The organism is Cupriavidus sp. OTU4054 (genome assembly GCF_038440175.1).
In the GTDB taxonomy this organism is placed as follows: domain Bacteria; phylum Pseudomonadota; class Gammaproteobacteria; order Burkholderiales; family Burkholderiaceae; genus Cupriavidus; species Cupriavidus pauculus_D.
This window is the reverse complement of sequence record NZ_JASATF010000001.1, coordinates 361967-388019: the sequence shown is the minus strand read 5'-3', so window position 1 is coordinate 388019 and position 26053 is coordinate 361967. Positions and strand designations below refer to the sequence as shown.

General features: G+C 63.9%; 34 protein-coding genes and 1 tRNA gene. 11 read left to right on the top strand and 24 right to left on the bottom strand.

The features are described 5' to 3' along the window. Positions 1–52: 52 nt before the first annotated feature. Positions 53–436 carry a hypothetical protein gene (locus AAHB16_RS01955; RefSeq protein ID WP_150372070.1) on the top strand — a complete coding sequence of 128 codons (384 nt, stop codon included), beginning with the start codon at positions 53–55 and terminating at the stop codon, positions 434–436. Positions 437–469: 33 nt separating this feature from the next. Here the strand turns inward: AAHB16_RS01955 and AAHB16_RS01950 are convergent, their stop codons facing one another. The 4 genes from AAHB16_RS01950 to AAHB16_RS01935 all read right to left on the bottom strand — a co-directional run bounded on the left by AAHB16_RS01950 (position 470) and on the right by AAHB16_RS01935 (position 7447). Continuing rightward, positions 470–5374 carry an NAD-glutamate dehydrogenase gene (locus AAHB16_RS01950; protein ID WP_342049938.1) on the bottom strand — a complete coding sequence of 1635 codons (4905 nt, stop codon included), beginning with the start codon at positions 5372–5374 and terminating at the stop codon, positions 470–472. Between the two features lie 99 nt (positions 5375–5473). Next, on the bottom strand, positions 5474–5923 hold the full coding sequence (locus tag AAHB16_RS01945; protein ID WP_150372068.1) for a MarR family transcriptional regulator: 450 nt from the start codon (positions 5921–5923) through the stop codon (positions 5474–5476). 174 nt (positions 5924–6097) lie between these two features. Further along, positions 6098–6445 carry a hypothetical protein gene (locus AAHB16_RS01940; RefSeq protein ID WP_150373803.1) on the bottom strand — a complete coding sequence of 116 codons (348 nt, stop codon included), beginning with the start codon at positions 6443–6445 and terminating at the stop codon, positions 6098–6100. Positions 6446–6556: 111 nt separating this feature from the next. Next, a complete protein-coding gene (locus AAHB16_RS01935) occupies positions 6557–7447 on the bottom strand; it encodes a sterol desaturase family protein (RefSeq protein WP_342049937.1) in 891 nt (296 codons plus the stop codon). A gap of 143 nt (positions 7448–7590) precedes the next feature. Here AAHB16_RS01935 and AAHB16_RS01930 point away from each other — a divergent pair, with 143 nt between their 5' ends. From AAHB16_RS01930 to AAHB16_RS01895, 8 genes are all read left to right on the top strand, one after another. Next, positions 7591–8685, top strand: a complete 1095-nt coding sequence (locus tag AAHB16_RS01930; RefSeq protein ID WP_342049936.1) for an enoyl-CoA hydratase/isomerase family protein — start codon at positions 7591–7593, stop codon at positions 8683–8685. Positions 8686–8732: 47 nt separating this feature from the next. Further along, the gene (locus AAHB16_RS01925; protein WP_150372065.1) at positions 8733–9296 is read left to right on the top strand and encodes an NADPH-dependent FMN reductase; all 564 of its coding nucleotides are present in this window, start codon (positions 8733–8735) and stop codon (positions 9294–9296) included. 354 nt (positions 9297–9650) lie between these two features. After that, positions 9651–10655 carry a tRNA dihydrouridine(20/20a) synthase DusA gene (gene dusA / locus AAHB16_RS01920; protein WP_150372064.1) on the top strand — a complete coding sequence of 335 codons (1005 nt, stop codon included), beginning with the start codon at positions 9651–9653 and terminating at the stop codon, positions 10653–10655. 693 nt (positions 10656–11348) lie between these two features. Beyond that, positions 11349–11606 (top strand): hypothetical protein, encoded by a 258-nt coding sequence (locus tag AAHB16_RS01915; protein ID WP_342049935.1) that lies wholly within the window; start codon positions 11349–11351, stop codon positions 11604–11606. A 120-nt stretch (positions 11607–11726) separates the two neighbouring features. Then, positions 11727–11802: transfer RNA gene (locus tag AAHB16_RS01910), tRNA-His, on the top strand. Positions 11803–12101: 299 nt separating this feature from the next. Beyond that, the gene (locus tag AAHB16_RS01905; protein ID WP_342049934.1) at positions 12102–12602 is read left to right on the top strand and encodes a hypothetical protein; all 501 of its coding nucleotides are present in this window, start codon (positions 12102–12104) and stop codon (positions 12600–12602) included. Positions 12603–12615: 13 nt separating this feature from the next. Further along, positions 12616–12918 (top strand): hypothetical protein, encoded by a 303-nt coding sequence (locus tag AAHB16_RS01900; protein WP_342049933.1) that lies wholly within the window; start codon positions 12616–12618, stop codon positions 12916–12918. A 2-nt stretch (positions 12919–12920) separates the two neighbouring features. Next, positions 12921–13430, top strand: a complete 510-nt coding sequence (locus tag AAHB16_RS01895) for a protein-export chaperone SecB (RefSeq protein WP_342049932.1) — start codon at positions 12921–12923, stop codon at positions 13428–13430. 50 nt (positions 13431–13480) lie between these two features. Here AAHB16_RS01895 and AAHB16_RS01890 read toward each other — a convergent pair whose 3' ends face one another. The 5 genes from AAHB16_RS01890 to AAHB16_RS01870 form a co-directional block, all read right to left on the bottom strand. Beyond that, the gene (locus AAHB16_RS01890) at positions 13481–14578 is read right to left on the bottom strand and encodes a hypothetical protein (RefSeq protein WP_342049931.1); all 1098 of its coding nucleotides are present in this window, start codon (positions 14576–14578) and stop codon (positions 13481–13483) included. Positions 14579–14580: 2 nt separating this feature from the next. Next, positions 14581–14811 carry a DUF4224 domain-containing protein gene (locus AAHB16_RS01885; RefSeq protein WP_342049930.1) on the bottom strand — a complete coding sequence of 77 codons (231 nt, stop codon included), beginning with the start codon at positions 14809–14811 and terminating at the stop codon, positions 14581–14583. Positions 14812–14892: 81 nt separating this feature from the next. Further along, the gene (locus AAHB16_RS01880; RefSeq protein ID WP_342049929.1) at positions 14893–15096 is read right to left on the bottom strand and encodes a hypothetical protein; all 204 of its coding nucleotides are present in this window, start codon (positions 15094–15096) and stop codon (positions 14893–14895) included. Position 15097: 1 nt separating this feature from the next. Beyond that, positions 15098–15397 (bottom strand): hypothetical protein, encoded by a 300-nt coding sequence (locus AAHB16_RS01875; RefSeq protein ID WP_342049928.1) that lies wholly within the window; start codon positions 15395–15397, stop codon positions 15098–15100. A gap of 104 nt (positions 15398–15501) precedes the next feature. Beyond that, positions 15502–16161: a hypothetical protein gene (locus AAHB16_RS01870; RefSeq protein WP_446718057.1), complete on the bottom strand. Its 660-nt coding sequence runs from the start codon at positions 16159–16161 to the stop codon at positions 15502–15504. Positions 16162–16271: 110 nt separating this feature from the next. On the opposite strand from AAHB16_RS01870, the gene AAHB16_RS01865 reads away from it, so the two are divergent. Continuing rightward, a complete protein-coding gene (locus AAHB16_RS01865; protein WP_342049926.1) occupies positions 16272–16487 on the top strand; it encodes a hypothetical protein in 216 nt (71 codons plus the stop codon). A 319-nt stretch (positions 16488–16806) separates the two neighbouring features. On the opposite strand, the gene AAHB16_RS01860 is transcribed toward AAHB16_RS01865, so the two are convergent. Continuing rightward, positions 16807–17769 (bottom strand): DNA-methyltransferase, encoded by a 963-nt coding sequence (locus tag AAHB16_RS01860; RefSeq protein ID WP_342049925.1) that lies wholly within the window; start codon positions 17767–17769, stop codon positions 16807–16809. A gap of 32 nt (positions 17770–17801) precedes the next feature. Here AAHB16_RS01860 and AAHB16_RS01855 point away from each other — a divergent pair, with 32 nt between their 5' ends. Beyond that, on the top strand, positions 17802–18002 hold the full coding sequence (locus AAHB16_RS01855) for a hypothetical protein (protein ID WP_342049924.1): 201 nt from the start codon (positions 17802–17804) through the stop codon (positions 18000–18002). 2 nt (positions 18003–18004) lie between these two features. Here AAHB16_RS01855 and AAHB16_RS01850 read toward each other — a convergent pair whose 3' ends face one another. From AAHB16_RS01850 to AAHB16_RS01785, 14 genes are all read right to left on the bottom strand, one after another. Continuing rightward, positions 18005–18301 carry a DUF4406 domain-containing protein gene (locus tag AAHB16_RS01850; protein ID WP_342049923.1) on the bottom strand — a complete coding sequence of 99 codons (297 nt, stop codon included), beginning with the start codon at positions 18299–18301 and terminating at the stop codon, positions 18005–18007. Continuing rightward, entirely contained in the window at positions 18298–19224 is a 927-nt protein-coding gene (locus tag AAHB16_RS01845) for a hypothetical protein (RefSeq protein WP_342049922.1), read from the bottom strand. Before AAHB16_RS01845 ends, AAHB16_RS01850 begins: the two co-directional genes overlap by 4 nt. Positions 19225–19251: 27 nt before the next feature. Beyond that, entirely contained in the window at positions 19252–19446 is a 195-nt protein-coding gene (locus tag AAHB16_RS01840) for a hypothetical protein (RefSeq protein WP_342049921.1), read from the bottom strand. Further along, a complete protein-coding gene (locus AAHB16_RS01835; protein ID WP_342049920.1) occupies positions 19446–19766 on the bottom strand; it encodes a hypothetical protein in 321 nt (106 codons plus the stop codon). The genes AAHB16_RS01840 and AAHB16_RS01835 overlap by 1 nt, the downstream gene beginning before the upstream one ends. A 2-nt stretch (positions 19767–19768) precedes the next feature. Further along, positions 19769–20179, bottom strand: coding sequence for a hypothetical protein (locus tag AAHB16_RS01830; protein WP_342049919.1), 411 nt, complete (start codon positions 20177–20179; stop codon positions 19769–19771). Between the two features lie 7 nt (positions 20180–20186). Continuing rightward, complete coding sequence (locus AAHB16_RS01825) at positions 20187–20765, bottom strand: hypothetical protein (protein ID WP_342049918.1); 579 nt, start codon at positions 20763–20765, stop codon at positions 20187–20189. 396 nt (positions 20766–21161) lie between these two features. Then, on the bottom strand, positions 21162–21662 hold the full coding sequence (locus AAHB16_RS01820; protein ID WP_342049917.1) for a hypothetical protein: 501 nt from the start codon (positions 21660–21662) through the stop codon (positions 21162–21164). 26 nt (positions 21663–21688) lie between these two features. Continuing rightward, positions 21689–23437: a YqaJ viral recombinase family protein gene (locus tag AAHB16_RS01815; protein WP_342049916.1), complete on the bottom strand. Its 1749-nt coding sequence runs from the start codon at positions 23435–23437 to the stop codon at positions 21689–21691. Further along, the gene (locus AAHB16_RS01810; RefSeq protein ID WP_342049915.1) at positions 23434–24528 is read right to left on the bottom strand and encodes a hypothetical protein; all 1095 of its coding nucleotides are present in this window, start codon (positions 24526–24528) and stop codon (positions 23434–23436) included. Before AAHB16_RS01810 ends, AAHB16_RS01815 begins: the two co-directional genes overlap by 4 nt. A 33-nt stretch (positions 24529–24561) precedes the next feature. Then, complete coding sequence (locus AAHB16_RS01805; protein ID WP_342049914.1) at positions 24562–24852, bottom strand: KTSC domain-containing protein; 291 nt, start codon at positions 24850–24852, stop codon at positions 24562–24564. Between the two features lie 25 nt (positions 24853–24877). Next, a complete protein-coding gene (locus AAHB16_RS01800; protein WP_342049913.1) occupies positions 24878–25018 on the bottom strand; it encodes a hypothetical protein in 141 nt (46 codons plus the stop codon). A 189-nt stretch (positions 25019–25207) separates the two neighbouring features. After that, the gene (locus AAHB16_RS01795) at positions 25208–25507 is read right to left on the bottom strand and encodes a hypothetical protein (protein WP_342049912.1); all 300 of its coding nucleotides are present in this window, start codon (positions 25505–25507) and stop codon (positions 25208–25210) included. Next, positions 25504–25737 (bottom strand): hypothetical protein, encoded by a 234-nt coding sequence (locus AAHB16_RS01790; protein WP_342049911.1) that lies wholly within the window; start codon positions 25735–25737, stop codon positions 25504–25506. Before AAHB16_RS01790 ends, AAHB16_RS01795 begins: the two co-directional genes overlap by 4 nt. Next, a complete protein-coding gene (locus AAHB16_RS01785; protein ID WP_342049910.1) occupies positions 25734–26018 on the bottom strand; it encodes a hypothetical protein in 285 nt (94 codons plus the stop codon). Before AAHB16_RS01785 ends, AAHB16_RS01790 begins: the two co-directional genes overlap by 4 nt. Between the last annotated feature and the right edge of the window lie 35 nt (positions 26019–26053).

Below are 26053 nucleotides of genomic sequence, written 5' to 3'. Positions count from 1 at the left end.
TGACGGCGCCAGATTTCCTCAAGACGGCGGAGACGGGACCGTTAAGAACATTATGGACATTAGCGATCTTTCCCACGACTCCGCTTCGAACGCCGAGGTCATCGGCTGGTCGGGCGCAACCCCCCAGGTCATCGCGAGGGTGTTGAACGCCGCGCTTGCCGCGCAGGACCTGTCCGGGTTCGCCGCGCTGCTTTCGGACATCGCGCGCGATCGTGGCCTCAAGGGCGCGCGCGGCACGCATCAGTCGATCTACGACATGCCCTACGCCAGCCTGCTGCCGCGGCAAAAACATATGCTCGCGGATGCGTTCGACCTGTTCATCCGGCTGGGCATCGAGTTTCGCGCGCGCGGCGCGGATGGCGACGACAGCGATGCGCTCGGGGAGGACCTCGAGCCGCTGCGCGATATCGACGACGAGGATGCGATCGACGACTGATCGCCCCTCACCCCTCACCCATCACCCTCAGCTTCACCCCCGATCGAGCAGCCCAATCTCGCGCACCGCCACCGACAACATCGACAGACCCGCCGTCGCGGGCGCTCCCGACGCGCGCTGGTCCGCCAGCATCTGCGCATAGCGATCGAGCGCGGGCTGACGGCCCGCGCGCCATGCATCGATCAGCGTGGCGGCATCGTCCACCGCGGGCGCGCTCGACAGCACGCTCGTGGCTAACGCGCGTTTGAGTCGTCCGAGGTCTTCCAGCGTCGTGGTGCGTGCCAGCAGATCCCAGTGCGTGTCGGCGGGCAGCGCCAGCGCGCGCTCGCGCAGCCAGCCGAAGTTCAGATGCGTGTCGAGCGCGAAGTAGACGCCGGCCACCGCGTCGAGACTGCGATCGCAATTGGCCGCGACCTCCGCGATATCGAGCGCGGCGGCGGCGTTGTCGCTCGCGGCCACGGCCATGGCCAGCGACGGCTCGACGCCGGCTTCGGTCAGCTCGCGCACGCGCGCATCGAGCGCGGCCGCGGTGTCCTCCGGTAGCAACTGCGGCAGCTGTGGCGTCAGCCAGCGCGCCGCGTCGACGAAGCGCGCGGCGCCGGCCTCCACCGCGCCGCCGCCACGCAGGTAACGGACGAACCAGAGCGTCGCGCGCTCCAGCAGCCGGCCCAGCGCGCCGAACATCTGCGCCTGCACGGCATCGTCCACGCGGTTGTCCAGTGCATCGATCTGCTGCCACAGCGCGGTGAGCCCGAACACGTCGCGCGCCAGCATGCACGCGCGCACGATGTCGGCCGGGCGCGCGTCCGTCTCTTCCATCAGATGATGGACGAACGTCGCGCCGATGCGGTTTACGAGCATATTGGTCAGATGCGTGGCCAGGATCTCGCGGCGCAGCGGATGCCGCTCCATCGCGCCCGCATAGCGTTCGCGCAGCGGCTTCGGAAAATAGTCGGGCAGCAGGTAGGCGACGAGCGGATCGTCGGGCAGGTCGGAGACGAGCAGTTCGTCGTACAGCCACATCTTGCTGTAGGCCAGCAGCACCGCGCGTTCGGGCGAGGTGAGGCCCGCGCCGTCGGCCTTGCGTTCGGCAATGCCTTCCTCCGACGGCAGGAATTCGAGCGGACGATTGAGCCGGCCCGCGCGTTCGAGCCAGCGGATCAGCCGTGCCTCGGCATCGATCAGCGTGGCCGACTCGCGCCCGGCCACGGACAGCGCCTGCGTCTGGTAGTAATTGTCCTGCAGCACGAGCAGGCCCACTTCGTCGGTCATTTCCGCCAACAATGTGTTGCGCTGCTTTTCGGTCATCTCGCCATCGCGCACGACAATCCCGAGCAGGATCTTGATATTGACTTCGTGGTCCGAACAATCGACGCCGGCGGAATTGTCGATCGCATCGGTGTTGATGCGTCCGCCATTGCGCGCGAACTCGATCCGCCCCAGCTGCGTGAAGCCCAGGTTGCCGCCTTCGCCGACGACCTTGCAGCGCAACTCGCTGCCGTTCACGCGCACCGCGTCGTTGGCGCGGTCGCCCACCTGCTGGTGCGTCTCCCCGGCCGACTTCACATAGGTGCCGATGCCGCCGTTGTAGAGCAGATCGACCGGCGCCATCAGGATCGCGTGGATCAGATCCGCCGGGGACAGCGACGTGGCCTCGATGCCGAGCGCCGCGCGCACCTGGGGCGTCAGCGCGATGGACTTGGCCGTGCGCGGATAGATGCCGCCGCCTTCGGAGATGAGCTTCGTGTCGTAGTCGGCCCAGCTCGAACGCGGCAGCGCGAACATGCGCGCGCGCTCGGCCAGCGTGCGCGCCGGATCGGGATCCGGGTCCAGGAAGATATGGCGATGGTCGAACGCGGCCAGCAGCCGGATGCACGGCGACAGCAGCATGCCGTTGCCGAACACGTCGCCCGACATGTCGCCGATGCCGACCACGGTGAACGGCGTGCGCTGGATATCGACGCCCATCTCGCGGAAATGGCGCTTGACGGATTCCCACGCGCCGCGCGCGGTGATGGCCATCTTCTTGTGGTCGTAGCCGACCGACCCGCCCGAGGCGAACGCATCGTCGAGCCAGAACTTGTACTCGGCCGAGATCGCGTTGGCGTAATCGGAGAACGTGGCCGTGCCCTTGTCGGCGGCCACGACCAGATACGGATCCGATTCGTCGTGGCGCACCACGTTCGGCGGCGGAATCAGCTCGCCCGCGACGAGGTTGTCGGTCAGGTCGAGCAGCCCGCGCAGAAAGGTCTGATAGCAAGCCACGCCTTCGGCGAGGAACGCGTCGCGGTCCGTCATCGGCGGCGGACGCTTGACCACGAAGCCGCCCTTGGACCCGACCGGCACGATCACGGTGTTCTTCACCATCTGGGCCTTCATCAGCCCCAGCACCTCGGTCCGGAAGTCTTCGCGGCGGTCCGACCAGCGCAGCCCGCCGCGCGCGACACGCCCGCCGCGCAGGTGCACGCCTTCCACGCGTGGCGAGTACACCCAGATCTCGAACATCGGCCGCGGCTCCGGCAAGCCCTGCACGAGCGCCGGATTGAGCTTGAACGAAAGGTAAGGGCGGTGCGCGCCGTGCGCATCGCGCAGGAAGTAGTTGGTGCGCACGGTGGCCATCATCACGTTGAGGAACAGCCGCAGGATGCGGTCCTCGTCGAGATTGGGCACCTGATCCAGCGCGGCGCCGATATCGTCGAGCAATTTCTGGCAGCGCGCATCGGGGGCGGCGCCAGCGTTGGCGTCCGGAAGCCCGCAGGCGACCGCGGGGTCGAAGCGCGCGATGAACAGCGCGACCAGCATGGCCGCGATGCGCGGATTGCTCGTCAGCGCGCGTTCGATATAGGCGTTGCTGAACGTCGAGCCGACCTGCCGCAGGTACTTGGCGTACGCGCGGAGGATGGTCACGTCGCGCGCGCCGAGTCCCGCGCGCAGGACCAGCCGGTTGAGGTCGTCGTTCTCGATCTCGCCATTCCACGCGCGGCCGAACGCATCCTCGAACAGCGGCTTGATCCGCTCGATCTCCACATCGAGCGGGGTGCTGTCATGATCGTTCGCGATCTCGAGCCCGAAGTCGTGGATCCATACGGGCGCGCCCGCGTCGGGTTCGATCAGATAGGGGCGTTCCTCGTCGACGCGCACGCCCAGATGCTCGAGCATCGGCAGGCTGTGCGAGAGCGCGATGGGCTCGCCCGCGCGGAACACCTTGAAGCGGAACGCGCCCGCCGCGGCCTCGATGGGCCGGTACAGGTTCATGGCAAGCCCGTTCGCGTGCTGGCGCGCCTGTTCCATGAGCTCGATATCGCGCACGGCCGTGCGGGCGGCGTAGTCTTCGCGATAGCCGGCCGGAAACGAATCGCCATAGCGGCGCAGCAGGCGGTTGCCGAGTTCCTCGCCGCGGCTTTCGTGCAGCGCGCCGGCAAGGTCGTCCTGCCATCGGCGCGTGGCCTGGACGATGCGCTCCTCGAGTTCGCGCGTATCGACCTCGGGCATCGTGCCGGGCTGCCCGCGCACGGTCAGCTGGATGCGCGCGAGCGGAGACTCCGACAGCAGCGGCGTGAATTCGCAGCTCGTGCCGTTGAATGCCTGCACGAGCAGTTTCTGGATGCGCTGGCGCAGGTCCGTGTTGTACTTGTCGCGGGGCACGAACACGAGGCACGAGACATAGCGATCGAACCGGTCGCGCCGCACGAACAGCCGCGTGCGCTGGTGTTCCTGCAGGCGCAGGATGCCGAGCGCCGTGTCGTAGAGCTCGTCTTCATCCACCTGGAACAGGTCGTCGCGCGGATATTGCTCGAGAATCGTGACCAGCGACTTGTACAGGTGCCCCCTGGTCAGAAACCCAGCACGCGCGAGAATGTTCGCGCATTTGCGGCGAACGAGCGGGATCTCGCTGCTTGGCACCATATAGGCCGTCGACGTGTAGAGCCCGACGAAACGTCGTTCGCCGAACAGCTTGCCGTTCGCATCGACGAGCTTGATGCCCACATAGTCCAGATAGCCGGGCCGGTGCACGGTGGCACGCGAGTTGGCCTTCGTCAGAAAGATCGGCGATTCGCCTTCGATGATGCCGCGCGCGGCGGCCGGCAGCGGCGTCAGCGCGTCGTCGCCGGGCGCGCGCAGGCTTTCGCGCAGGATGCCGGCGCCGGAACCCTGCACGCCGCGCAGCCAGAACTGGCCGTCCTTGGCCACGAGTTCGTAATCGCGGTGGCCGAGGAACGTGAAATGGTCGTCGATCATCCACTGGAGGAACGCGCGCGCCTCCACGGCGGCGGGCGTATTGGCGCCCGGCGTGTTCGCCATGCGCTGGACCGTCTCGCGCGCGGTGCTCTGCATCGCGGGCCAGTCCTCCACGGCCGCGCGCACGTCGCCCAGAATGCGCGCGATACCGTCGCGCAACGCTTCGAGCTGCGCGGGATCGCCGGTGCGGTCGACCTCGAAGTGAATAAACGACTCCAGCTGGCACGCGCCGCCGCTCGGGCTATCGTCTGCCCCGGGGCCGCCCAGGCCGATGCTCTCGATGGCGCCGCGCGCGTCGCGGCAGACGCGGAACACCGGGTGGATCGCCGAATGGAGCGTAAGCCCGGCGCGATTGACCTCCATCGTCACCGAGTCCACGAGGAACGGCATGTCGTCGTTCACGATCTCGACGATCGTATGGTCCGAATGCCAGCCGTGCTCCTCGAGGTTCGGGTTGTAGACGCGCAGCCGCGCCACGGTGCCAGGCTTGAACTTCTGCGCGGTCTGCCAGTGCGCCATCACGGCGCCATACAGATCCGCGACCTCGCGCGCGAGCAGGTCTTCGGCGTCGGCCAGATCGTAGTAATGCCGCAGGAGCGGCGAGACGATGCCGAACGTCTGGGCCGGCAATCGTTCTTGCGCGAACGCAAGCAGTTCATCCAGCAGGAGTGCGGTTTTTTCTTCGTTTTCCGGTGGCATGGCATCCCCTCGGCATGTGCCGACGCATGCTCACACTTTAGGAAAGATTGGCCGCGCCGGCTGACAAAATATTCCGGCTCGCGTGCGTGCGATGGCTGCTCAGGCCGCGAGCCGGCTTCGTCGTTCGGCGTGATCGTGCAGCGTGCCGGTCATGCGCTGCAGCAAGCCGCCGAGCGCCGCGCGCTCTTCGCTGTTGAGATGTCCGACCGAGACCGAATGCAGGGCCTTGACCGCCTGCGCGGCACGATCGAAGCGCGCGCGGGCAGCGGGTGCGATGCACGCATTGCCGGTCTCGGCGAATTCGATCCAGCCGTCGTCATGCAGCTCTGACAGCAGCGCTTCCGTCCGCGCGATGTCCATGAACACGGCGCCATGGAAAGGTTGGGCGCGCGCCAGGCGTTCCTGCCCGATCGCACGCAATAGCAGCCATTTGGAATAGGTCAGTCCGGATACGGACAGGGTTTGCTCGAGGGCCGCCTGCCATGCGGTGACCGCATCGACAAGGGCAAGAACGACTGGCTCATTCGTTTCGAGTGCTTTGGGCTGCATTGGCTTGAGTCTCCCGAATCGGATTTCGTTTCCCGATGGCCGCCACAGTAGCAGTAATGTCCTTACATTTGCGTGAAGGCACGGGTAAATCCTAGTCATTCTTTTGGCGTAGGCGCTTCGGGCAGCGCTTGCGCGCCCTCTCCCGAGGGAGAGGGGAATGCGGTCACGCGCGGATTACGGCTTCTTGGCGCCGTCGGTATACGGGTCTGCCTTGCCCGTCTTCGCACCGTCGGTGTACGGATCCGCCTTGCCGGTCTTGGCACCATCGGTGTACGGATCGGCCTTCTTGCCCGGGGCAAGATTCGAGCGCGTCGACTTCTTCGCGCCGTCGGTGTACGGATCGAACTTCCCGGACTTCGCCGTGTTGGCGTTCGGGTTGGTCTTGGTGTGCGAGCCGCTGTAGAGATCGCCACCCTCGGTGTAGTTCTTGGTCTGCGCTTGCGCAAGCGACGCGGTGCCAAGAGCCGCGGTAGCGGCAATGGCGGCGACGGCGATCAGGGTCGGAACGGTCTTCTTGAACATCTTCATCCTCACAATGGCGGCGATGCGGGCGGGCATCGCCAGAAGGTAAATGCCCGAGAACCACTCTACCCCCAGCCGACGGGCGCGAATAGTGAGAATCCGTAACAGATGTCACCGAATCAGCGTTTTCGAGGACTCCTTCCAATCGCCGGCGCCGCGCCCCGGGCCTCGCCATTCCGGTGGCTTCCACAGATACCGCGGATCGCGCGCGCGCCACGCATCGCCGAACATGTCGCGCCACTCGTGGAACGTCAGCGTCAGCGGATTGTGCGTGCGCACCTGGCGCGTAATGCCATACACGGGAGTGTCCCGCTCGGGCACGAACGTGCTGAACATCCGGTCCCAGATCGTCAGCACGCCCGCATAGTTGCGGTCGATATAGTCGGGGTTCTTCGCATGATGGACGCGATGCACCGATGGCGTGTTGAAGACCGCCTCGACGCGCGGCCAGCGCGCGCCGAGCCGCGTATGCACGAAGAACTGGAACGCGAGGTTCAGGCCGACGGCCAGGATCACCCAGTCCGGCGTGAAGCCGACAAGCGCGAGCGGAATCCAGAACAGCCACATGCCCGAGAGCGGATACGTCAGACTCTGACGGAATGCCGTCGAGAAGTTCATGCCCTCCGACGAGTGGTGCGTGACATGCGACGCCCACAGCCAGCGCACGCGATGGCTCGCGCGATGGAACCAGTAGTAGAGAAAGTCCTGCAGCAACAGCAGCAGCGCGAACGACCACCAGGTCTCCGGCATCGCGCGCAGGCCGTGCGCGTAGCACCAGCTGTAGACGGTCCGGATCATCAGCCACAGGAAGAAGGCGTCGGACGCCTGATGCATGAGCGCGAGCGAGGCGTTGGAGAGTGTGTCGCGCCAGCTGTAGACGGTGCGGTCGCGGCGTGCCCAGTACCAGGCTTCCCAGCCGATGGTCAGCAGGAACACCGGGGCAAAGGCCATCAGGATCAGGCCCGGGTCGAAGGCGGCGGCGGGGGCGGGAGCAGGCTGCATGGGTGCGCTGTCTTGCAGGAACGAAGGCCGGTGGCCGCCAGTGTGCACGCATTGGCCGCCCATGGCGTGGAGGAAGTCCTCCATACGAGGGCTGGCGTAGAATCTGCGGGACATACGAAAGAGAGCAAAAGGAGCAGAGACAGATGACGGAGTTTGTGACCACGACGGTGCAGGGCGGTGTCGGATACCTGACATTGCAACGGCCTCAGGCCCTCAATGCGCTGTCGCTGGAAATGATTCGCGCGGTGACCGATGCGCTGGACCGATGGGCGGCCGATCCCGCCGTGGCGGCCGTGGTCGTCGCCGGTGCCGGCGGCAAGGCCTTCAGCGCGGGCGGCGATATCCGCTGGTTCCATCGTGCCTATCACGAGGGCGATCCGCTGCTGCAGCAGTTCTTCGTCGAGGAGTACGCGCTCAACTACCGGATCCACCGGTACCCGAAGCCCTATATCGCCCTGATGGATGGCGTGGTGATGGGCGGCGGCATGGGGATCTCGCAGGGCGCGCGCCGGCGCATCGTGACCGATCGCACGAAGATGGCGATGCCCGAGACCAATATCGGCCTGTTCCCCGACGTGGGCGGCGGCTGGTTCCTCGCGCGCACGCCGGGCCGGCTCGGCGAGTACCTCGGGCTGACCGGCGTCGTGATCCACGCGGCCGACGCGCTCTATGCGGGCCTCGCCGATCTGTATCTGCCGGCCAATGCGCTGGCCGAGCTCGTGGCCTCGCTTCACAACACCACGTTCGCGTCCGGCGACGCGGTGCTGGCCCATGTCGACGCCTTTGCGCTTTCGCACGCCGATGCATGCCAGCCGCGCGACAGCCAGCTGGCGAAGCTGTACGATCCCATCGATCGATTGTTCGCGGGCGCCACCGTCGAGGCGATCGTCCAGGCCGTGAGCGATGCGCCGAAGGATGTGCCGGCCGACTGGGCCGCGCAGACGGCCGCGATGCTGCGCAGCCGTTCGCCGATCATGCTGTGCGTGACGCTCGAGCAGATTCGCCGCGCGCGCGACATGTCGCTCGAGGACGAACTGCGCATGGAGCTCGGCATGATGCATGAGGTCTTTGCAAGGGGCGACGGCGTGGAAGGTATCCGCGCGCTCGCCATCGACAAGGATCACAAGCCGCGCTGGAACCCGTCGCGACTCGACGACGTGTCCGCCGCGCGCGTGCGCGCGTTCTTCGACAGTCCGTGGCGCCGCGAGGATCATCCGCTGGCCGCACTCGGGCGCTGATTTCGTTTGTCACCCCCGTCCCGTCCTTAACCAAGAGAGGAATCGCAATGAGCAATCCGCGTAAAGTTGCCGTAGTGGTGGGTAGTCTGCGCAAGGAGTCACTGAACCGTAAGCTCGCGCACGCGCTTGCCGCGCTGGCGCCCGCGCAGCTGAAGCTCGAGATCGTCGAGATCGGCCAGCTGTCGCACTACAACCAGGACGACGACACCGATACGCCGCCGGCCGAATGGCAGGCGTTCCGCGATCGCATTCGCGCAAGCGATGCGGTGCTGTTTATCACGCCCGAATACAACCGCTCGGTGCCGGGCGTGCTCAAGAACGCGATCGATATCGGTTCGCGCCCGTATGGCAAGAGCGCGTGGGACGGCAAGCCGGGCGGCGTCATCAGCGTGTCGCCGGGCGCCATTGGCGGGTTCGGCGCCAACCACCACCTGCGCCAGTCGCTGGTGTTCCTGAATATCCCCGTGCTACAGCAGCCCGAGGCCTATATCGGCGGCGCGGACAAGCTGTTCGACGACAAGGGCGGTATCGCCAACGAAGGCACGCGTGGCTTCCTCGAGAAGTACCTGACGACCTTCGCCACCTGGATCGAGCGCACCGCGCCGCGCTGAGGCACGGGCATGTGACGGCCCCGTTTGGAACGCCGGGTCAGTCCTGTCCTACATGCGGTTGCGGGCGGGACCCGACATCCGCGAGGCATGCGTCTTTCTATAGTGAAGTCACCGGGTTCACATGACCTTCACGACAGAAAAGGAGCAGATCATGCCTTATATCCTCGCCTGGCTGCTTGGCGTTCCGGCCTTCGTTCTCGTGCTCATCTGGCTGTTCATGCACTGATCACATTGCAAGGTGGAGAAGACTCGGAGAGGCGTCCCGCACGGGACGCCTTTCTGCTTTGCGCGGCGTCATGCCCTATACTGTCTCGCTTTCCGCCATGCCGTGCGGAACCCGCCACACCGCCGCACATGACAGTCAATCCCCGCCGCATTTCGGTCGCTCCCATGATGGACTGGACCGATCGCCATTGCCGCACGTTCCACCGCGCGTTGACCCAGCACACCTGGCTCTATACGGAGATGGTGACCACGGGTGCGCTGCTGCATGGCGATGTGGCGCGGCATCTCGACTTCAATGCGGTGGAACAACCGGTGGCGCTCCAGCTTGGCGGCAGCGAGCCGGCCGATCTTGCGCAGGCCGCGAAGCTCGGCGAGCAGTGGGGCTATGCGGAGATCAACCTCAACTGCGGGTGTCCGTCGGAGCGCGTGCAGCGCGGGGCGTTCGGTGCCTGCCTGATGGCAGAGCCGCAGCTTGTGGCCGATTGCGTGAAGGCGATGCGCGATGCGGTGTCGGTGCCCGTGACCGTCAAGCATCGTATCGGCATCGACACGATCGAGCATTACGGCTTTGTGCGGGACTTCGTCGGTACCATCGCCGAAGCCGGTTGCGAGACGTTTATCGTCCATGCGCGCAATGCCATCCTGAAGGGCCTGAGCCCGAAGGAGAATCGCGAGATTCCGCCATTGCGCTACGAGGTGGCCTACGAACTCAAGCGGGAATTTCCGCAGCTCGAGATCCTGATCAACGGCGGCATCGTCACGTACGACGAAGTCGCGGCGCATCTCGCGCATGTGGATGGCGTGATGATCGGGCGCGAGGCCTATCACCAGCCGTACTTCCTCGCCGAGATGGATCAGCGGTTCTACGGCGCCGATACCCCGGTCCGGACGCGGCTCGACGTCGAGCTCGCCATGCAGGAGTACGTAGTGGGTATCGTGGAGCGGGGCGGTTACATGGGTGCCGCCACGCGGCATATGCTCGGGCTGCATCGCGGGATTCATGGCGGGCGAGGCTGGCGGCGCGTGCTGTCGGATGCGCGCCGGATGAACGCCGCGCGCACGCGCCAGGAGGTCGTCGCGTTGTTCGAGGAAGCGCGCTCGCACCTGCGGCCGGACCTGCTGGAAGCTGCCTGATCCTCTTCGTGCGGCCAACCATGGGTCGCGTGAAATCGAGGAAAGATTCTAAATTCGAACGATCGTGCTGGAAAGGTAGGCGGGGCGTCGCTTTGAGCGTCTCAACAGCCGCAAAGCCGCGCCAGCAAAGGGATTCCCCTAATTCGCCATGGCCGTCACAAGTTCTTAAACTGAGTGTGCCCTCGAATACAGGGCTTTCTTCAACTGATTATTGGCCCGCCGCGTGCGGGCTTCTTTTTTTCACGATTTCCCGATTGGCGACGCGCACTTTCCGTTTACCCGAATGGTGGAGGGCGCGCCTTGCGGCTACATTGAGTAGGCCTTCAGGGCAATTGAGATCGCTTAAATTCAGAGTCCGCTGCGGCGGGCTCTTTTTTTTTCCGCGAACGAAGATTCGTGCTGGGAATTCCCGGGAAAAAAGCAGGCGACGCTTCTGAGAAGGTCGCCTGACGGGAATGTCGAGGGGGGTCAATGTCCCTCAGAACGAAGTATCTCGCACGTCGCACTCTCCCTTGAACCCTGCATTGGTAGGGGCGACGGCGTTAGAATTTTGCGGATTCGCGGTAGCCATTTTCAGACCGCCGCTTGAATTGACCAATTCCACTGTGCGGTGCATCAGGCATGTTACGATCCGGGCAAATGCCGCGTCAGACGGCAGATGGAGGTCATGAAAAACCAAGAAGGGCGTAGGAAATGGACGAGGACCTTTCGTTCGGCATCGTATTCGAAGGCTACCGCCTGATTTGGGTGGCGGAGCAACTCCAGGACGGCAAGTGGACCGCTCGCTATTGCTGGCACCACGGCACGTCCGAGGCCGCCGGCAAAGCATTGCAACAGGACGTGCTCAACGGCAAGTCCAAGCGGCTGCTCGGCCTGTTCGAAACCGAAGACGAAACCATCGCGGCGATCAAGGAGGCCGTGCTGCTCGAGGCCAAGTGGCAGGGCGGTTGAGGGTCCTCGAAATTTTTTGTGCGGAGTACTAGCCATCGCCCCAAGATCCTTGTAGAATCTCGTTCTTCGCTGATCGAGCAACAGCTGAGCAGCGAAGAAAACGCAGTACAAAGTTCGACGGTGGCTGTAGCTCAGTTGGTAGAGTCCAGGATTGTGATTCCTGTCGTCGTGGGTTCGAGTCCCATCAGCCACCCCAAAAGAATTCCCTTATAAAACAGCCGCTTACATAAGCGGCTGTTTTTGCATGTGCGTGTTTCTTTCGTTCTTTGGAAGATGCACTTCCAGTTTTGGAAGATACGACTAGCCGCAGGCGGTAGCCTCATGGGTGCAGAGCACTTTAGGGCACTATCGTTGTCGGTGGCTTACCCCTCTTCGGGACTGCTGCGCGGCTACTGCTGTTATGCAACAATGCATAAAATGATCGAGTAGACCGACACAAGGATGCCAACTTATCAGGGGACACACGGAACTTGCAGGGAGCGCGCGGGACTTATCATGAAGGATGGGTTCGTGCCGGGGCCCGGAAGAGCAGGCGCGGGTGTGTACTTTTGGGCGTACGAGAAGAATGTCGATTTGGCCCGCAAGTTGGCCATTGGTTGGTTCACGTATTGCACCAAACGCGGTAGCTTTAGCAAGTCGAAGGACGCTCGGTGTGCTGTTTTGTATGGTCAGTATGAGGCCGACGACGAGGAGTACTTCGATTGCTCCGGATTGGCGTTCCAAGAGGTCCTGTTGGAGTACATGAAGGGCTTTCCTGAATACTCGGACACCGACCTCAACTTGGCACATGGGAAGATCTTCTCTGAGCTGGAACAAAAAAGCGGTAGGCAACTGAAGATCGTGCTGACGAAGGTTGCTCAGCCGCCAAAGATGTCGCTTGTGGAGGGCAAAGCCTTTCACGGACAGTTTTGCTATGTAGTGCGCCACGACCCGAGCGGCATCAGGGTTGTGAAATGTGAAGAGGTCGATGCCGAGGCAGAGGCCGCAACCGCATAAAAAGAAAAGAGGGATGAAAATGCCGAAAATGTCTATGAAGGAGGCACTCGCGGCCGTCTTGCAGGACATCCGCGCAATGAGTGTTGAAGAAAAGCGTCGCGCACTCCATGAGCATCGCAATGACCCGTTCGTGCTCGCTATGGAAGAAATGGGCGCGCGCGTGGTAGTTCGTATGCCGCGTCAGCGTTCGGTTTTTCGGTATGGCGTCGGCCATTTTGATGCGCACTCAATCCCGAAAGGCGCTGCAACGGGTGGTAAATTTCACATTGCGGAAGTTTCGACAGCGAACGACAACATGTTTGCCCTGGCGGCGTAAGTATGGCAAATAGCGAGAATCAAGGAAGCGGCCAACAACCTTGGCCGCTTCATGCAATTCAGTTGGTCGATCTTAGGGTCGAGCACTTATCAATCACGGCTCACGTCGAAGTAGATCGTAGTGAGGAGCCGGGTGCCTTTTCATTTGAAACGGCTTCCAACGAATACGACCCGGAGGAATCTCAGATTCGGGTCAGGGCGCGCATCCGCATTGGTTTGACCGATGAAGCTGAGGACGATTCGGACTTAGGTGAGCCGGACCCTGAAGCGCCATATGTCATGGTGGTTTCCTTGGTCGGCATCTTCCAAGTCGATGCTGAACGCTTTCCTATTGAGCACATTGATCATTGGGCAAAGCGAAACGCACCGCTGATTCTCTATCCCTACCTGCGGGAACACGCGCTCTCTTTGTCCGTTCGAGCGGGCTTTCCTCAGATGTTGCTTCCGCTCTTGGAGATGCCATCGTTCCGGATCTTGCCTCCGGCTAAAGCGTCCGAGAATAAGGTTCAATAAGAGTCGACAAAACAAAACAGCGCGCCATGGGGCGCGCTGTTTTGCTTCGGCTATCTGGTTGCCTTCACTTTCCGCTCTCGCCGACGATCGTAGATTTTTGCGACCATCCGGCCATCGGCATGACCGGTCGCATCTACGATCCGCTCGTCTCCCTCATCCATCCGCTCCGTCACTGCGCTGGGTCGCATGTCGGCAAGCGCGAATCGCTGGAACGGAATCTCTTCTCTTGCCGCGGCTGCCTCACAGTAATCCATCAGGCGTCCCCAGATTGTGTTCCATCCACTCCGGCTGTAGACTTGGCCCGAGGTATTCCCGAACACGTAGAGACCGGGCGTGCGTTGCAGCGCGAGCGCCTCGTCGATCGTGGCCTTCAGCTCCGGTGACCAGTGGATCAGCTTCCAGCGCTGTGCGTGTCCGGCCTTGCGCTTGCCCACCGGCACGTGGACGCCAGCCTCCGTGATACGTTGACGGAGAAGGGCGCGCATTTCATCGGGGCGACTCACCGTCAGGAAGGCGGTATAGGCGCACAGCGCCATGATGTGATAGCTGCCGCCACGCTCGCGCGCGACCTCCCGCATCAGTGCGATCTCTACCTCCGTGACCAGGCGGTCTTTCGGCTTCGTCGGGTTGTACTTGATGCCGCGGCACGGGTTTTCTTCCAGATCCCCCTGACGTCTTCCATACTCGAGCACCGCAGACAGCAAGGCGATTTCCTTGTTGGCCTTGGCCGGCGCTCCCTTCTTTGCGCGATCCGCCAGATACCGATAGATATGCACCGGCTTGATCGCGGCAGGGCGCACCTTCCCGAATACGTTCACGAGGCGCTTCGCTTCATTCCTGTTCTCGTCGAGCGTGCCCTGTGCCTTGCGCAACTCGCTTTCCTTGGGCAGCGCTTCCTGCCAATCAAAGTAGCTTTCAAACAATGCTTCAGTGGTGCCCGATCGAACCACGTTGCCGTTGAGTTCGTTGGCTCGGCGGATCGCGTCGTCCTTGATCGCGGCCACGGCCTCGGCATCACGTGTTGGGGCTGATAGGCGAAACGCCCACTTCCCGTCGGCCAGCTTGTAGCCAAAGCTTGTGGTGCGATCGCCGTAGCGCGCGTAGAGGCGGAAGGGTAGCCCGTCAGGTCTCTTTCGTCGTCCGATCATGTTCAGATAGCAGAGAAGTCAGGTTCGGTCTCGGCAGCCTCCTCGGAGGTAACAGCCTGTGCCGTGCCGCGCATGCGAGCCTCGAAGTACGATCGATCGACTTGGGGGAAGCCCCGCAGGTTGGGGATGAACGGTACACCATTGCGTGTCAGGTGGCGGCGCATGCAGGCATAGCTGTTGTTCGCGCAGCCAATAACGCTGGCAAGTTCATCTGCAGTGAGGAATGCGCCCATGGAGCTCTCCCAATTCATACTCGTCGTTTCGATAATGCGTGCTGCTGCTACGGAAAATGCGTGTTCTGATACGGTCATCCGTCAATTCGGCTTCTTCTTGCGCACCCGCTCAACGCGTGCGATTTCGGCTTGGAGCGCCATGTGCGCGACTGCCGCATAGGCGTCGGCCGAGGTCATATCGTCCGGACGCTTGCAGAGCGCCCAAAGCTCTTCGAGCGACGGCTCGCAGCTGATCCAGACGTCACCGTCGGGTAGGTCTTCGATGATGATGGTGTGCTTGCTCATGTCAGTCTTCCCAATCCCAGTCGCTGAACTCGTCGTAGAAGTCGTCGTGTTCGTCGCGGTCTTCGGCGAGACGCTCGTGCTCGGCCGTCACGCACGCGCCGCAGACGTCGTAGAGGCGGCCGCAAGAGCCTTCCTCCCAGTCGCGGCGCGACCGCAGGTCGGTGGCATGCTTGCCGCACCATTCGCATAGCCCAGTTGCGCGCTCGGCGGCGGTATCGGCCATCTCCTGCTTGTACTGAGCGTGACACTCGTCGCACATGTCGTGCATCTCGCAGCCCATGGAATCGGTCTCGCCTTGCACGCGGCGCGTCGCGGGTCGATCCGAGTGTGCGTCGCACATCTGCCCCGTTGGAACGCCGTGCACAGCGCCCGGAAGCGTTGAGATAGGTCCGGTAACGTCTGCCATCACACCCTCCGAAACTCGACGACCCACACCCACGGGTTGGCCGTCCACGCGCCGTCGCCATTGATGGCCGCCCACAGCCGCGCGTAGCACTCCACAGGGTCGGGCGCGCGGTACATGTCCTGCTCGATGTGGAATGCGCCGTCAGGGGTGGCCGTGACGCCTTCAGCCAGTGCATCCGCTTCGCTGCAGTCGTTCAGCCGCTCGACGCGCACGCTGACGATCTCGCGCGCGATACGCGACGCGGCGCGCGGCATGAAGATTGCGGGCCGCTTCCACCATGACGGCGTGACGTCACCACGCGGTAGCATTGCAACCGGCTCGAACGTGTCGGGGTACTGGTACTCGCGGCCTGAATCAAGCGTGAGGTCCACGAAGTGCCATTCGTCGCGTCCCTTCTTGGCGCTGTGGCGAGTTTCCCAGCGGCCAAACGCATAGTGCGTTTCCCGCACCCACAGGCGATCGCCTGGCTGGCCGTGCGGACAGTACCGCGGCGCGATCGGGTTCTTTGCGTCATTGCGCCAGTAGTCGCGCGTGCCCGGGGTGACGTTCTTGCCGGGGATCGGCCACGACCAGTCCCAGCCATTCACGTTGGGCAGCGGCTGCGGCTTCAGCACGCGCCGCGTCTGCGTCTTCCGGCCGTCGAGGGTGGCGCGTACCATGGCGCCGCTGAAGAGGATGGGGCGTTCTTTGGTCAAGGGTTTACCCCCGTGTGCTTAATGGATCGGCGTCCCGGTACATTCACTGCATCGCAACCAACAAGGAGAGCGCGATGCAAGAAACCAGGCAGATGGGCGACACGGTTTTCGAGCTGCGGACCTACCGCTCCGGCCTCTCGGACTGGAACTGGGAAGTAACGCACCGACGAGCGGAGTCGGATGAGGCGGCCAAAATTCATGGCGTGGGCCACCTGGGATTCCTCGAGGAGAAGGATGCTTTCGAGGCTGGGCAGCAGCACCTTGGCCGGTTGCTCGCCGGCGAGGTTTAGCGCTTCGGCGGCGGTCAGGCGGGTAGGGGCAGTCATGCTAGGATTCCTTTGCCAAACTCTGGGAGGCAGCGATGGTCGCTCCAAATCGACAGTGCGTAGTCCGCCAACATCTCATCGTCGTGTCGTTGGTGCCGGGAAAATCGGAAGCCTCTGTGACCATTCGTCCGCCTGACGGTGCGCGCGCGCGACCGCACGCTCCAAGGACGGTTTCTATTGAACCGCTCCTGAAGGGAGGGCTTTCGGAGGCTGATGCGCTCGCGAAGGTGATGGAGTTGGTGGCCATCGGGGTGGAGGGTCAAGAGATCGGTAATGCGTAGCATCAGGACGCCTCCAGCATGAGCCCCGGCTGCCGCGTGCGCCCTGCCTGAAGGGCGATGTACTCGGGGTTGAGTTCGGCGCCGAGCCAGCGGCGGCCGAGACGCTGCGCGACACTGGCCACCGTTCCAGAGCCCATGAACGGGTCGAACACGATGTCGCCCAGGCGCGAGCCGGCCAGAACGCAGGGCTCCACCAGCGCTTCCGGGAAGGTGGCGAAGTGCGCTCCGTCGTACGGCTGCGTCGGGATGGTCCAGACCGTACGGCGATTGCGCGTGTCCACCAGCTCGTTCACGGACGCGGAGAACGACGCGTTCTGCTTCACGCGCGGCTTCGGCGTTTTGTCGTACCCGCGGCCATATCCCACGCCCGTGCCGGTGTAGCGCCCCGTTTTCTCGCGGTGGCCGCCGGGCGACGTGTCCCAGCCGCTCGGCGCCGCCTTCGGATTGACGCCAGATCCCCGCGCGTGCGCGCCGCCGCTGACCGGCTCCTGCATGGCGGCGAAGTCGTAGTAGTACTTCTCCCCCTTGGTCAGCAAGAACAGGTCCTCGTGTGCCTTAGTGCAGCGATCACGCGCGCTCTCTGGCATCGGGTTGGGCTTGTGCCAGATGATTCCCTGACGGAGATACCAGCCCGCGTCTTGCAGCGCGAAGGCCAGGCGCCACGGCTGGCCGGTCAGCTCCTTCGGCTTGATGCAGTCGGCCTTCGACGCGATATACCCATCGCCCATGTTCAGCCACAGCGTGCCATCGTCTGCCAGCAGCTCGCGGCAGAGGTCGAACACCTCGACCATGTTGGCGATGAACTCGCGCAGCGTCGGCTCCATGCCGAGCTGGCCGGCCACGCCGTAGTCGCGTAGCCCCCAGTACGGCGGGCTGGTGACGATGCATTGCACGCGCACGCCGTCGGCGATCAGCGATCGCATGACGTCGCGGCAGTCGCCTTGGTAGCAGTGGTTGATCAGCATGCTAGGATGCCTCCGAAAAAGGAGAACCGAGCATGCGAGCCATGATCGCTATCGCCATTGCAAGCACGTTCCTGCTGGTTGCGATTGCACATTTTTTTCGTTACGAAACCATCCTCCCGAACACTGGTGGTTTCATCTTCTTCGATCGTTGGACGCATCGTGTTTGCCGTCCGAATGGGGCCGGGCCATTGATATGCGAGGCCAATCCGTTTGACCGTTTCGATCCGAAGTAGCGTCACGTAGACACCTCCTCGACGAGCACCGCGAACCCCAGCCGCGTCGCGATGTGGTGCTCGAGCGTGGCGCCGCGGGATTCAGCCCAGCCCGGTAGCAGGTAGATCGCATCGCACGTCACCAGCTCGCGGATGTCGGCGCGCATGGAACTGAGCCAGTCGCCCGGGTGCTCGGCGTTGATCTCGGCCGGGTTCACCACGTCGTGGCCATCTGCGCGCAGGCGAGAGGCGACCGCGTGGAAGGTCGGGAAGTTGAGTTCGGGGTGCCCGGTCATCGGGCCGGCGATGTAGATCTTCACAGCGCATCCCCCTGCTCGAGCGCGCCGGGCTCGCCGTGCGCGGGTGCGGCGGGCAGCGGCATCCAGTGCGTGTATGGCGCTTGCTCGCTGGGGCCGGGGCCCATAGAGCCACCCACGCACAGGTAGTGCTCGTAGTTCTCGTTGTGGATATGCCAGACACCATCCTCTTTGAAGTCGAAGTCATGGCGCTGTGTGTTCGCGGGGTCGGTACTGTCGAACCAGAGGACTACCACCAGTTGACCTTCCGGCGCCGTCTCGATCGGCTGCCATCCCTCCCGACGATGGGCGGCGCTGGCTTGCCATATCAGCCATTCGTCGTTCACGTCGATGTCTGCATAGCCCCCGGTATCTTCGCGACGGATATATGGGGCATCCTCATATCCGTGCACCACACACCGCTTACCGAAAAGATTTCGATGGGAGGCTTCGAACGCCTCTCGCTCGTCGCCGGTCGCGGGTGCTGGCTGCGAGTCGTCCAGATGTCCAGAATTGCAGTCCTTATCCGCGCTACGGACTGGGATTGCGGTCACGGGCGCTGGCTGCGGTGCGTCTTGATTGGCGGGCCGCCGCAGGCTATGTTGGAGATCGATCTCCCTCGTCAAGGAGTCGCCATGTGGCGCTGTATCCGCTGCCGTGCTGATGTCGCCTTCGCAGCTGCCGAGCCCGGAATGGATGATTTCGGCATCTACTTCATCTGCCCGCACTGCGGGAGACGCAACCAGCTCATCAACATTGGGCGACGCGGCAGAATCGCGCTCGTGCAAACCGGTCGATAGACCCAGCTTCGCCAGCACGGCGCCTGCGTAGTCGAATTCATCTGTCTTTCGATCTGCGACAGCGATTACGCCGCGCAGCGCCTTCGCGCACTCGGCTAGGAGCGGCTCGGGGGCTATACGCGCGATATCGGTGATTTCAGTGGTCATTTCGTTGTCCTTATGGCGATCGCGTGCTCAGCCGTGCGGCTCCTCTTCGGGCGGCATCTGGTCGTACACGAACGCCGGCACGTCCAGCGCGCGGGGCGCGATGCCCCACGCCTTCTGCAGCGGCCTGAAGTCGGGGCGGCGGACCCCTTTGAATGCCGGTGCTGGCCCGCGGACGTCGAGCAGGGGAGTCCGATGGGCGAGAAACGGGTTGCGCTGGCTCATCACGACCGCCCGCTGGTGTATTGCACGAGCGCCGCCGCCATCGGGCCGAACCGCACCCAGCGCGAGATCTGCCAGAACGGCACTCGGCGCGAGTCGGCCACCAGCCGCTGGATGATCTGCTCGGCCTGCAGCAGCTCGGTCGCGGTCGCGGCGTGCGCGGTGCGCAGCGTCTCGATGGCCTGTTGCGCGTCACGCAGGTCGGCGCGCAGGCGCGCGTTCTCGTGCTCCAGAGCGGTCGTCTTCAGGGCTCGGTCTTCGATGCAATCCCGCAGGCGGCGGTCATTGCGGGAGAGGGTGGCGATGTCGATGGGCCAGGTCATGGTCAGCACTCCGGGTGGTGGTAGTCGATACCGCTGATACGCAGGTCGGGGGCCTGGCCCTCCTGCCAGTAACTCGTCACGAGCGACGGGACACGGGCGGTGTAATCGACGCCGGACTCTCTCTTGACGCGGGCTACATTGCGGATCGCCAGACTGGTCGCGCGCTCTTCGGTCATAGCGACCCAGACGCGCTGGCCGTCGTGCGGCACGTGCTTCGGCGCATAGACGTCACCACGGAATTTGACGTGATGGAGATTGGCCTGGCCGCAACTCGGGCATGCGAGGGAAAACGGGGTGACACCATCCCGGCTGTTCCACATGACTTCGGCGTGTCCGCACGGGCATGCGTACTGCATCAGGCAGAAGGCCTCAACGTGGTGGTGGCCGCGCGCGGTGAGAGGTCGCTGGGTCATGGCGTGCCTACTTGGTTGCGACCGCCACCTTCATGCTGGCCGCGATTTCGTTGAGCTTGATACGAGTGGTTTCGTGGAGGCCGCGGGCAATCTCGCCGGTGGCCACCTTCAGCGAGTCCTTCATCGCGGTCTCGATGCTGTGGTGCAGGTGTCGCTCGATCAGGAAGGTGATCCGCGTCTGTTTCGCGCCGTGCCACGAGTAGTGGTCGCACTCGGCCTTGGCCTTGCCGTCGTGGTTGACCTCTTCCTGCATGTAGGCCTGCGCCCGCTTCACCAGGTACTCGATGAAGGTGATCGGCTCACCTTCCTTCTCGCCCCACTGGTTCGTCTGCTGGAGCGTCAGGTTCTCGATGTACTCGGCGACGTTGGGCAGCACGAAGCACTGGGCGAGTTCATCGATCTTCTGATCGATCCGTTGCTTGACTCGCTTCTTCAGGTCCTCGCGGAACTGCGAGTGGCGCTCCACCTCATAGTCCCGATCGGGGTCATAGACGCGGTCGGTCATCACCATTTCGACGATGCGCTCGACAGCGCGGTCCTGCAGTTCCTCCTTGGTGAAGCCAAGGGCTTGAAGGTCGATGCTCATGATGGTCTCGCTATGTAGGGTGGGCAGACCGGCGACGATCCAAGATGCGTCGCGCGCTGTTTAGGGACTCGGCGTTGTCCTGCCGCCGGCCCGCCCGTGGAAATGGGTGAGGTACTCGCTTCGCCGCCGCTGCAGCCCGCCGTCTCAGGCCATCCGCCGCGGTATTCGCTTTCCCTCGTAGAAATCGGGTGCCGGTTACCCTCGTCCGGCGCCGCGTCAGACCCCTGCGGCGGGGCCATCTTGCGGCGGGTGACCAGCAGCGGTGCTGGTGCCAGCCAGTTGCCGGAGACTCGGCTCCTGACGTCTCATGGCGGGCCTACCTTCTGACGACCAGTGCTCGACCGACAGTCGGACTGCGGCGATGCTCTGCCGCGCGGCCCTCTCGGGGTGCATTCGTTACTCGACGCTCTCCTGCGCGTCCTCATCGACGCCCAGGCTCATGTGCACTTCCTGTCCGAGCAGGGCGATCACGCGCGCGGCGGTCTTCTCGTCCGGATGTGCCTGCACGAGGTAGCTGAAGAACACGGTGCCGCCTTCCTGCATGTCGATCGACAGCTTCTTGACGCGCACGTCGTCGAGCACGAGGCCGTCCGACTTCTTCGCCTTGTCGAGGATCTTGAGCAACTGGTGCTCCCACGTGCCGTCCCACTTGATGACGCCGATCTTCGGGTTCTTCAGGTTGGGCAGGTGGTCGGCAGTGGTCACGAGGTCGCCCTGCACGCTGTCGTCCTTGTGGTAGAAGCTGGACTTCAGAGTGGGCGAGAACATGGCGAGTGCATCGTTGCCCATGCGGGTCTGCAGGCGCATGTCCATGCCGAGCACCTGCTCGTCGCCGTGGCGTTCGTTGCGCACGTTGACGTGCAGGATCTTCGTCAGTTGATTGTCGAGTTCGAGCATTCGTCGGCTCCGGTGGTGAAGGGGGATCAGGCTGCGTTGTCGAACGCCGAGAAGTCGAGCTCGCAGAGCCAGCCGATCACCTCGGCCTCGGTGGCCTCGAAGTGGCTGACCAGCGCGGCAACGATCTCGGCGTCTGCCGGGCGCGGCTGGCGGTTACGTGGGGTGAGCTGCGTGACGGGCACGGGCCGACGAGCGGGCGGCGCGGTGCGCGTAGCGGCCGGAACAGGCGCAGGCGTGGGGACAGGAGCGGGAGCGGATGCGGCTGCGGGCGCGCGGCGATAGTAGAAGTGGGCGTTCATCTCATGACTCGGCCCACAGTTGCGCCACTGATCCTGCGGCGCGCGGCGGTACTCAAGATGCTCACCGCGTTCCAATGCTTCAATGGCCTCATCGAAGCTGGGATACTCGCCGCGCGCGCGCATGGCTTGCTCGTTGAGCAGCTTGTCTGCTTCCTCTTTGCGAATGCGGTCGCGCGTCGCCTGTTCCCTCGCTTCCTCGTCGGCCTTGTGCTTCGCGATGCGGGTGTCCACCACCAGGCGCAGATCGTCGAGTTGCTTGACCACGAGACCGAGACGGTCGGCGAACAGCGCCTCGTGCCCCTTGATGGCGTCGTCGAAGTAGGCGATGTTCGTGCGAATGCGCTTCGCTGCCGAATCGGCCGCGATCTTCGCGTTGGCCAGCAGCGTGTCCACCGCGTCGCGAATGCTGTCCACCGAGCGCTTGCCCTTGGCCGCGCCGGCGAAGTCGGGCATGCCCATCTCCACCCATGCGCCGCCGGTCTCGGCCTTGAGAGCATTCACGTGCGCGACGAACGCGGTGCGGCCGCCGACGATGATGGATTCCTTCACCTCGGTCTTTCGCTGCGTCACCAGCTTGTCCAGGTCCAGGCGCGTGCGCCGCGCCTCTGCGCTGATGTCGTCGATCGCGCGGAACAGGGCGTCGATACTTGCCGTCTGTGACAGCGCGTGCTGCTTGGCAGCGGCGAGCTTGCTCTCGACCTCGCCGCACCACTTCACGGTCTTCTCGGCGTCGGCAAAGTCCTGATCGGTCTGCAGGTCGCGGTTGATCGCGCGAAACACCGCCACGGCGTGGTCGCGGAACTCGGTGAGGTTGCTGGCCGTGACGTGGCCGGTCACCTCGACCAGCAGCGCGGGCAGCGTCTCCGGCGTGCGGCCGACAGGTTTGACTTCGACCGGCTGCGGCTCGTGGTCGGCTAGATCTCGGTCAAACTGCATCCAGCCCAGTCCGATGCGGTCGAACCACGCCTCGTCGCGCTCGACGTCCGTCCACACCATGCGATCACGCGTCCCGTCCGAAACCACGAAGCGCACGCGCTCGGCGCCGGTGACGAGCAGGATCTGCTGGCACTGCGGCATGTGGCTGTCAGGCACGATCCCTTCGCGCACACTGGCGGCTAGCGCTTCGTTCCACTGCTTGTGCTCGAAAGCCGTGGTGCCATCCATGGTCAGGCCGTCAAGCGACGAAGACAGCCAGCCCTGATCGTCGCGGCAGGTGACCGGATACAGATCCTCACCTAGGTCTTCCTCGACCAGCGGCCGGGCCAGCGCCTCGACCTCGTGGCCATAGTCGAGCACGTGCTCCTGCACCCAGTCGCTGAATTCCTTCGGCGTGCCGGTCTTCTTAATGCGCAGCAGTTCGGTGCGCTTCATGTTGGGGGAAAGGCCAAGCATCGCGGCCGCTTCGGATGCGCCGTGATACTGCATTCGGAACTGCAGCCACTCGGGTGAGCCTTGGACGAGGTTCTCGATCTTCATTCTTGGTCACCTTCGGTGGCAGCGGGAGCAGCCCAGCCAGCGATTTCCATCTTCTGGTCAGCGGTGAGCGCTTCCTTGGTTTCGATCATGGCGATCAGGTCGTTGACGCTCTTCGCGCCTGAGTCGATCTGCTTCTTCCAGCCGGGGGCCTTCTTCTTGAAGGCTTCGTCGGTGCAGACGGGCTTCTGCTTCGGTTCTGCCTTTGCCTGGCCCGCGTCGGTTGCTGCGGCCGCCGTCGTGCCGCCGGACTGTTCGGCCTTGTTGTCCATGACCGATTTCCACGTGGCCTCACCGTCCTTGATGGCGCCGTAGATGCCGCGCAGGTCCACCAGCTCGGTCGGCGAGCAGCTGTCGAGCGAGTGACCCAGGTACGCGACCAAGTCAGGCACCTTCACGCCGATGCCGGCGAACGCGTCGGCAACCTTCTTGCGCTCGGCGTCCGGATCGCGCGCGGCCTCGTCCATGCGAACGCTTTTGATGATGTCTTCGGCCTCGTCCTGCATGTCGCCAGGGATGATGCGCAGGCCCAGCGTGCGGATCGCCTTCGAGATCTGTGCCGCGCGCTTGTTCAGCAGGTCGTCGTCGTTGGCCGGAACGGTGTACACGGCCTTGCCGTAGCTGTTGTTGCGCACCGAGATATAGCTGCCGTCGTCCATCGGCTTCGAGCGCTCGACAGTCTTCGACACGCGCACGTCGAGCGGGTAGGTCAGGTTCGACTCGAGGTCGGTCACCGACACGCGGTGCACTTCCTTGCTCTCGTCCTCGAAGATCATCGACGTCTCGACGAGCACGTTCGTCATGCAGCGCAGCGCAACCTCGACGAAGCGGATGCCGAGGCCTTCGACGCCCTGCCCGATCGGCTTGCGGTAATAGGCGCTCTTGTTGTGCGCGAACGACGGGCGGCGGCATTCGCGCAGTAGCGTCTGGCGAACGGCATCCCAGTTACGGGGGCGCTGCATCGCCATCACGTAGCGAGCCTCGACCATCGCCTTCGCCTGCGCTGCAACGGCCGTGGACGCGGTCTCGACGAGGGCGTGGGTGGTTTGCTGAGCGCCGAACTCGTTGCGCACGGCGAGGGCAGTGGACGTCATGGTGTCGCTTCTCCTAAGACGGTAGCGGTGTGGTCAGGCGGCGGTCGGCTCGGCCGGCTTGGCCTCGACCTTCGTGTAGGGGTGCTTCTTGTCGTACGGCTTGATGTGCTGCTTGAAGTGCGAGCCGATCGACTCCGCGCCGCTGAAGGCCTCGAAGTCCGCGGCGGTGAAGTTCTGGTAGTGGTAGAGCGAGCTCGGGCCCTTCGTTTTCCAGTCGAGGAAGCGAATGGCCAGGGTGTTCGTCTCCGGGTCGTGGCCGATGCTGTGGATCTGCGACGACTTGACGTCCTGCATCGTGATGACGGGTGCGGCAGTGGTTTCCATGGGAGCTATCTCCGGTGGTGGTGGGTCAGGCGCCGGCGCGGAGCAGCACAGTCGCGTACCAGCAGAGCGGCGCGCAGATGACGAAGCCAAGCGCGCACGCGATTTCGATGGAGCGCTTGCGCTTCGCGAGCGCCAGCAACTGGTTGGTGTCCGGGTCGTAGGTCATGCGAGCACCTGTGCGATGACGTAGACGAGCGCATAGCCGGCAAAGATCAGCGCGGCGCGCGCGAGCCAGCGGTTGTTGCGGGCGATGTTGTGTGCCATCACGACACCATCGAGGCGATGAGCGTCGCAGTCAGCACGACCAGCGGCGGCGCGACGGCGATGAGCAGGGCGGTATAGAAGGTGTCGCGGCTCACGATTGCATCCCTTGCACGTTGGTGGCCCGTTTGATGACTGCCTCCCGTTCGTAGAAGCGGGTAATGCCGTCGCCATCGACGAGGTCGCGGGCATTTGCCTCACCCCACGCGAACTTCTGATCGGTGGTCATGAGGTTCAGCGCGTTCTGGATGATCTTGTGGGCGTTACGCAGCTCGCGCAGCAGCTCGGCGTCGGCGTTGATCTGCGGCGACTTGCGGCCCGCCGCGCACGCACCGGTGCATTCGCCCGCGGGGTAGTCGCAGCCAGATGCGGCGTGTTGGCAGATCGCGCTCATGCCACTCTCGCCAGTTGCTGCATCGTGCTGGCCTTCGCAAGCGCGTTGCCGTGCAGCACGCGCGCATACGCGACGCACTCGTCCTTGTCGATCGTGCCCCACGCGACGCGCTTCTCGGATGCGGTGATGTAGTTCGACAGCAGCATCACTGCGCGCGGACCTTCAGCCCAACGATCGAGCATCGCCTTCTCGGACTGGGTGCCGTAGTAGATCTCGTTGGGCGTGCTCATGCGGCCCTCCGCATCGCGGCGATGTTCGCGACAGCCTGCTGCTCGAGGTGCTCGATGAACGAGGCGTCGAGGTTCTCTAGCATGCCTTCGGAGACGCCGTTCTTATCGAGCACGAGGCGGATATCCGTCGCGATGAACGCAGGCGTGCGGCCGAGGCCGGGCGTGGTGTATTCGCCAGTAAGCAGCCAATACACGCCGCCCGACATCACGAGCACACGGCGCTCGTCGGTGCGCTCGCGCGGCAGAAACACTCGGGCGTAGTGGGCGAGGATCGGGCTCATCGATTGCCCCGCTCGCTGTTGCTCATGGTCGAGGT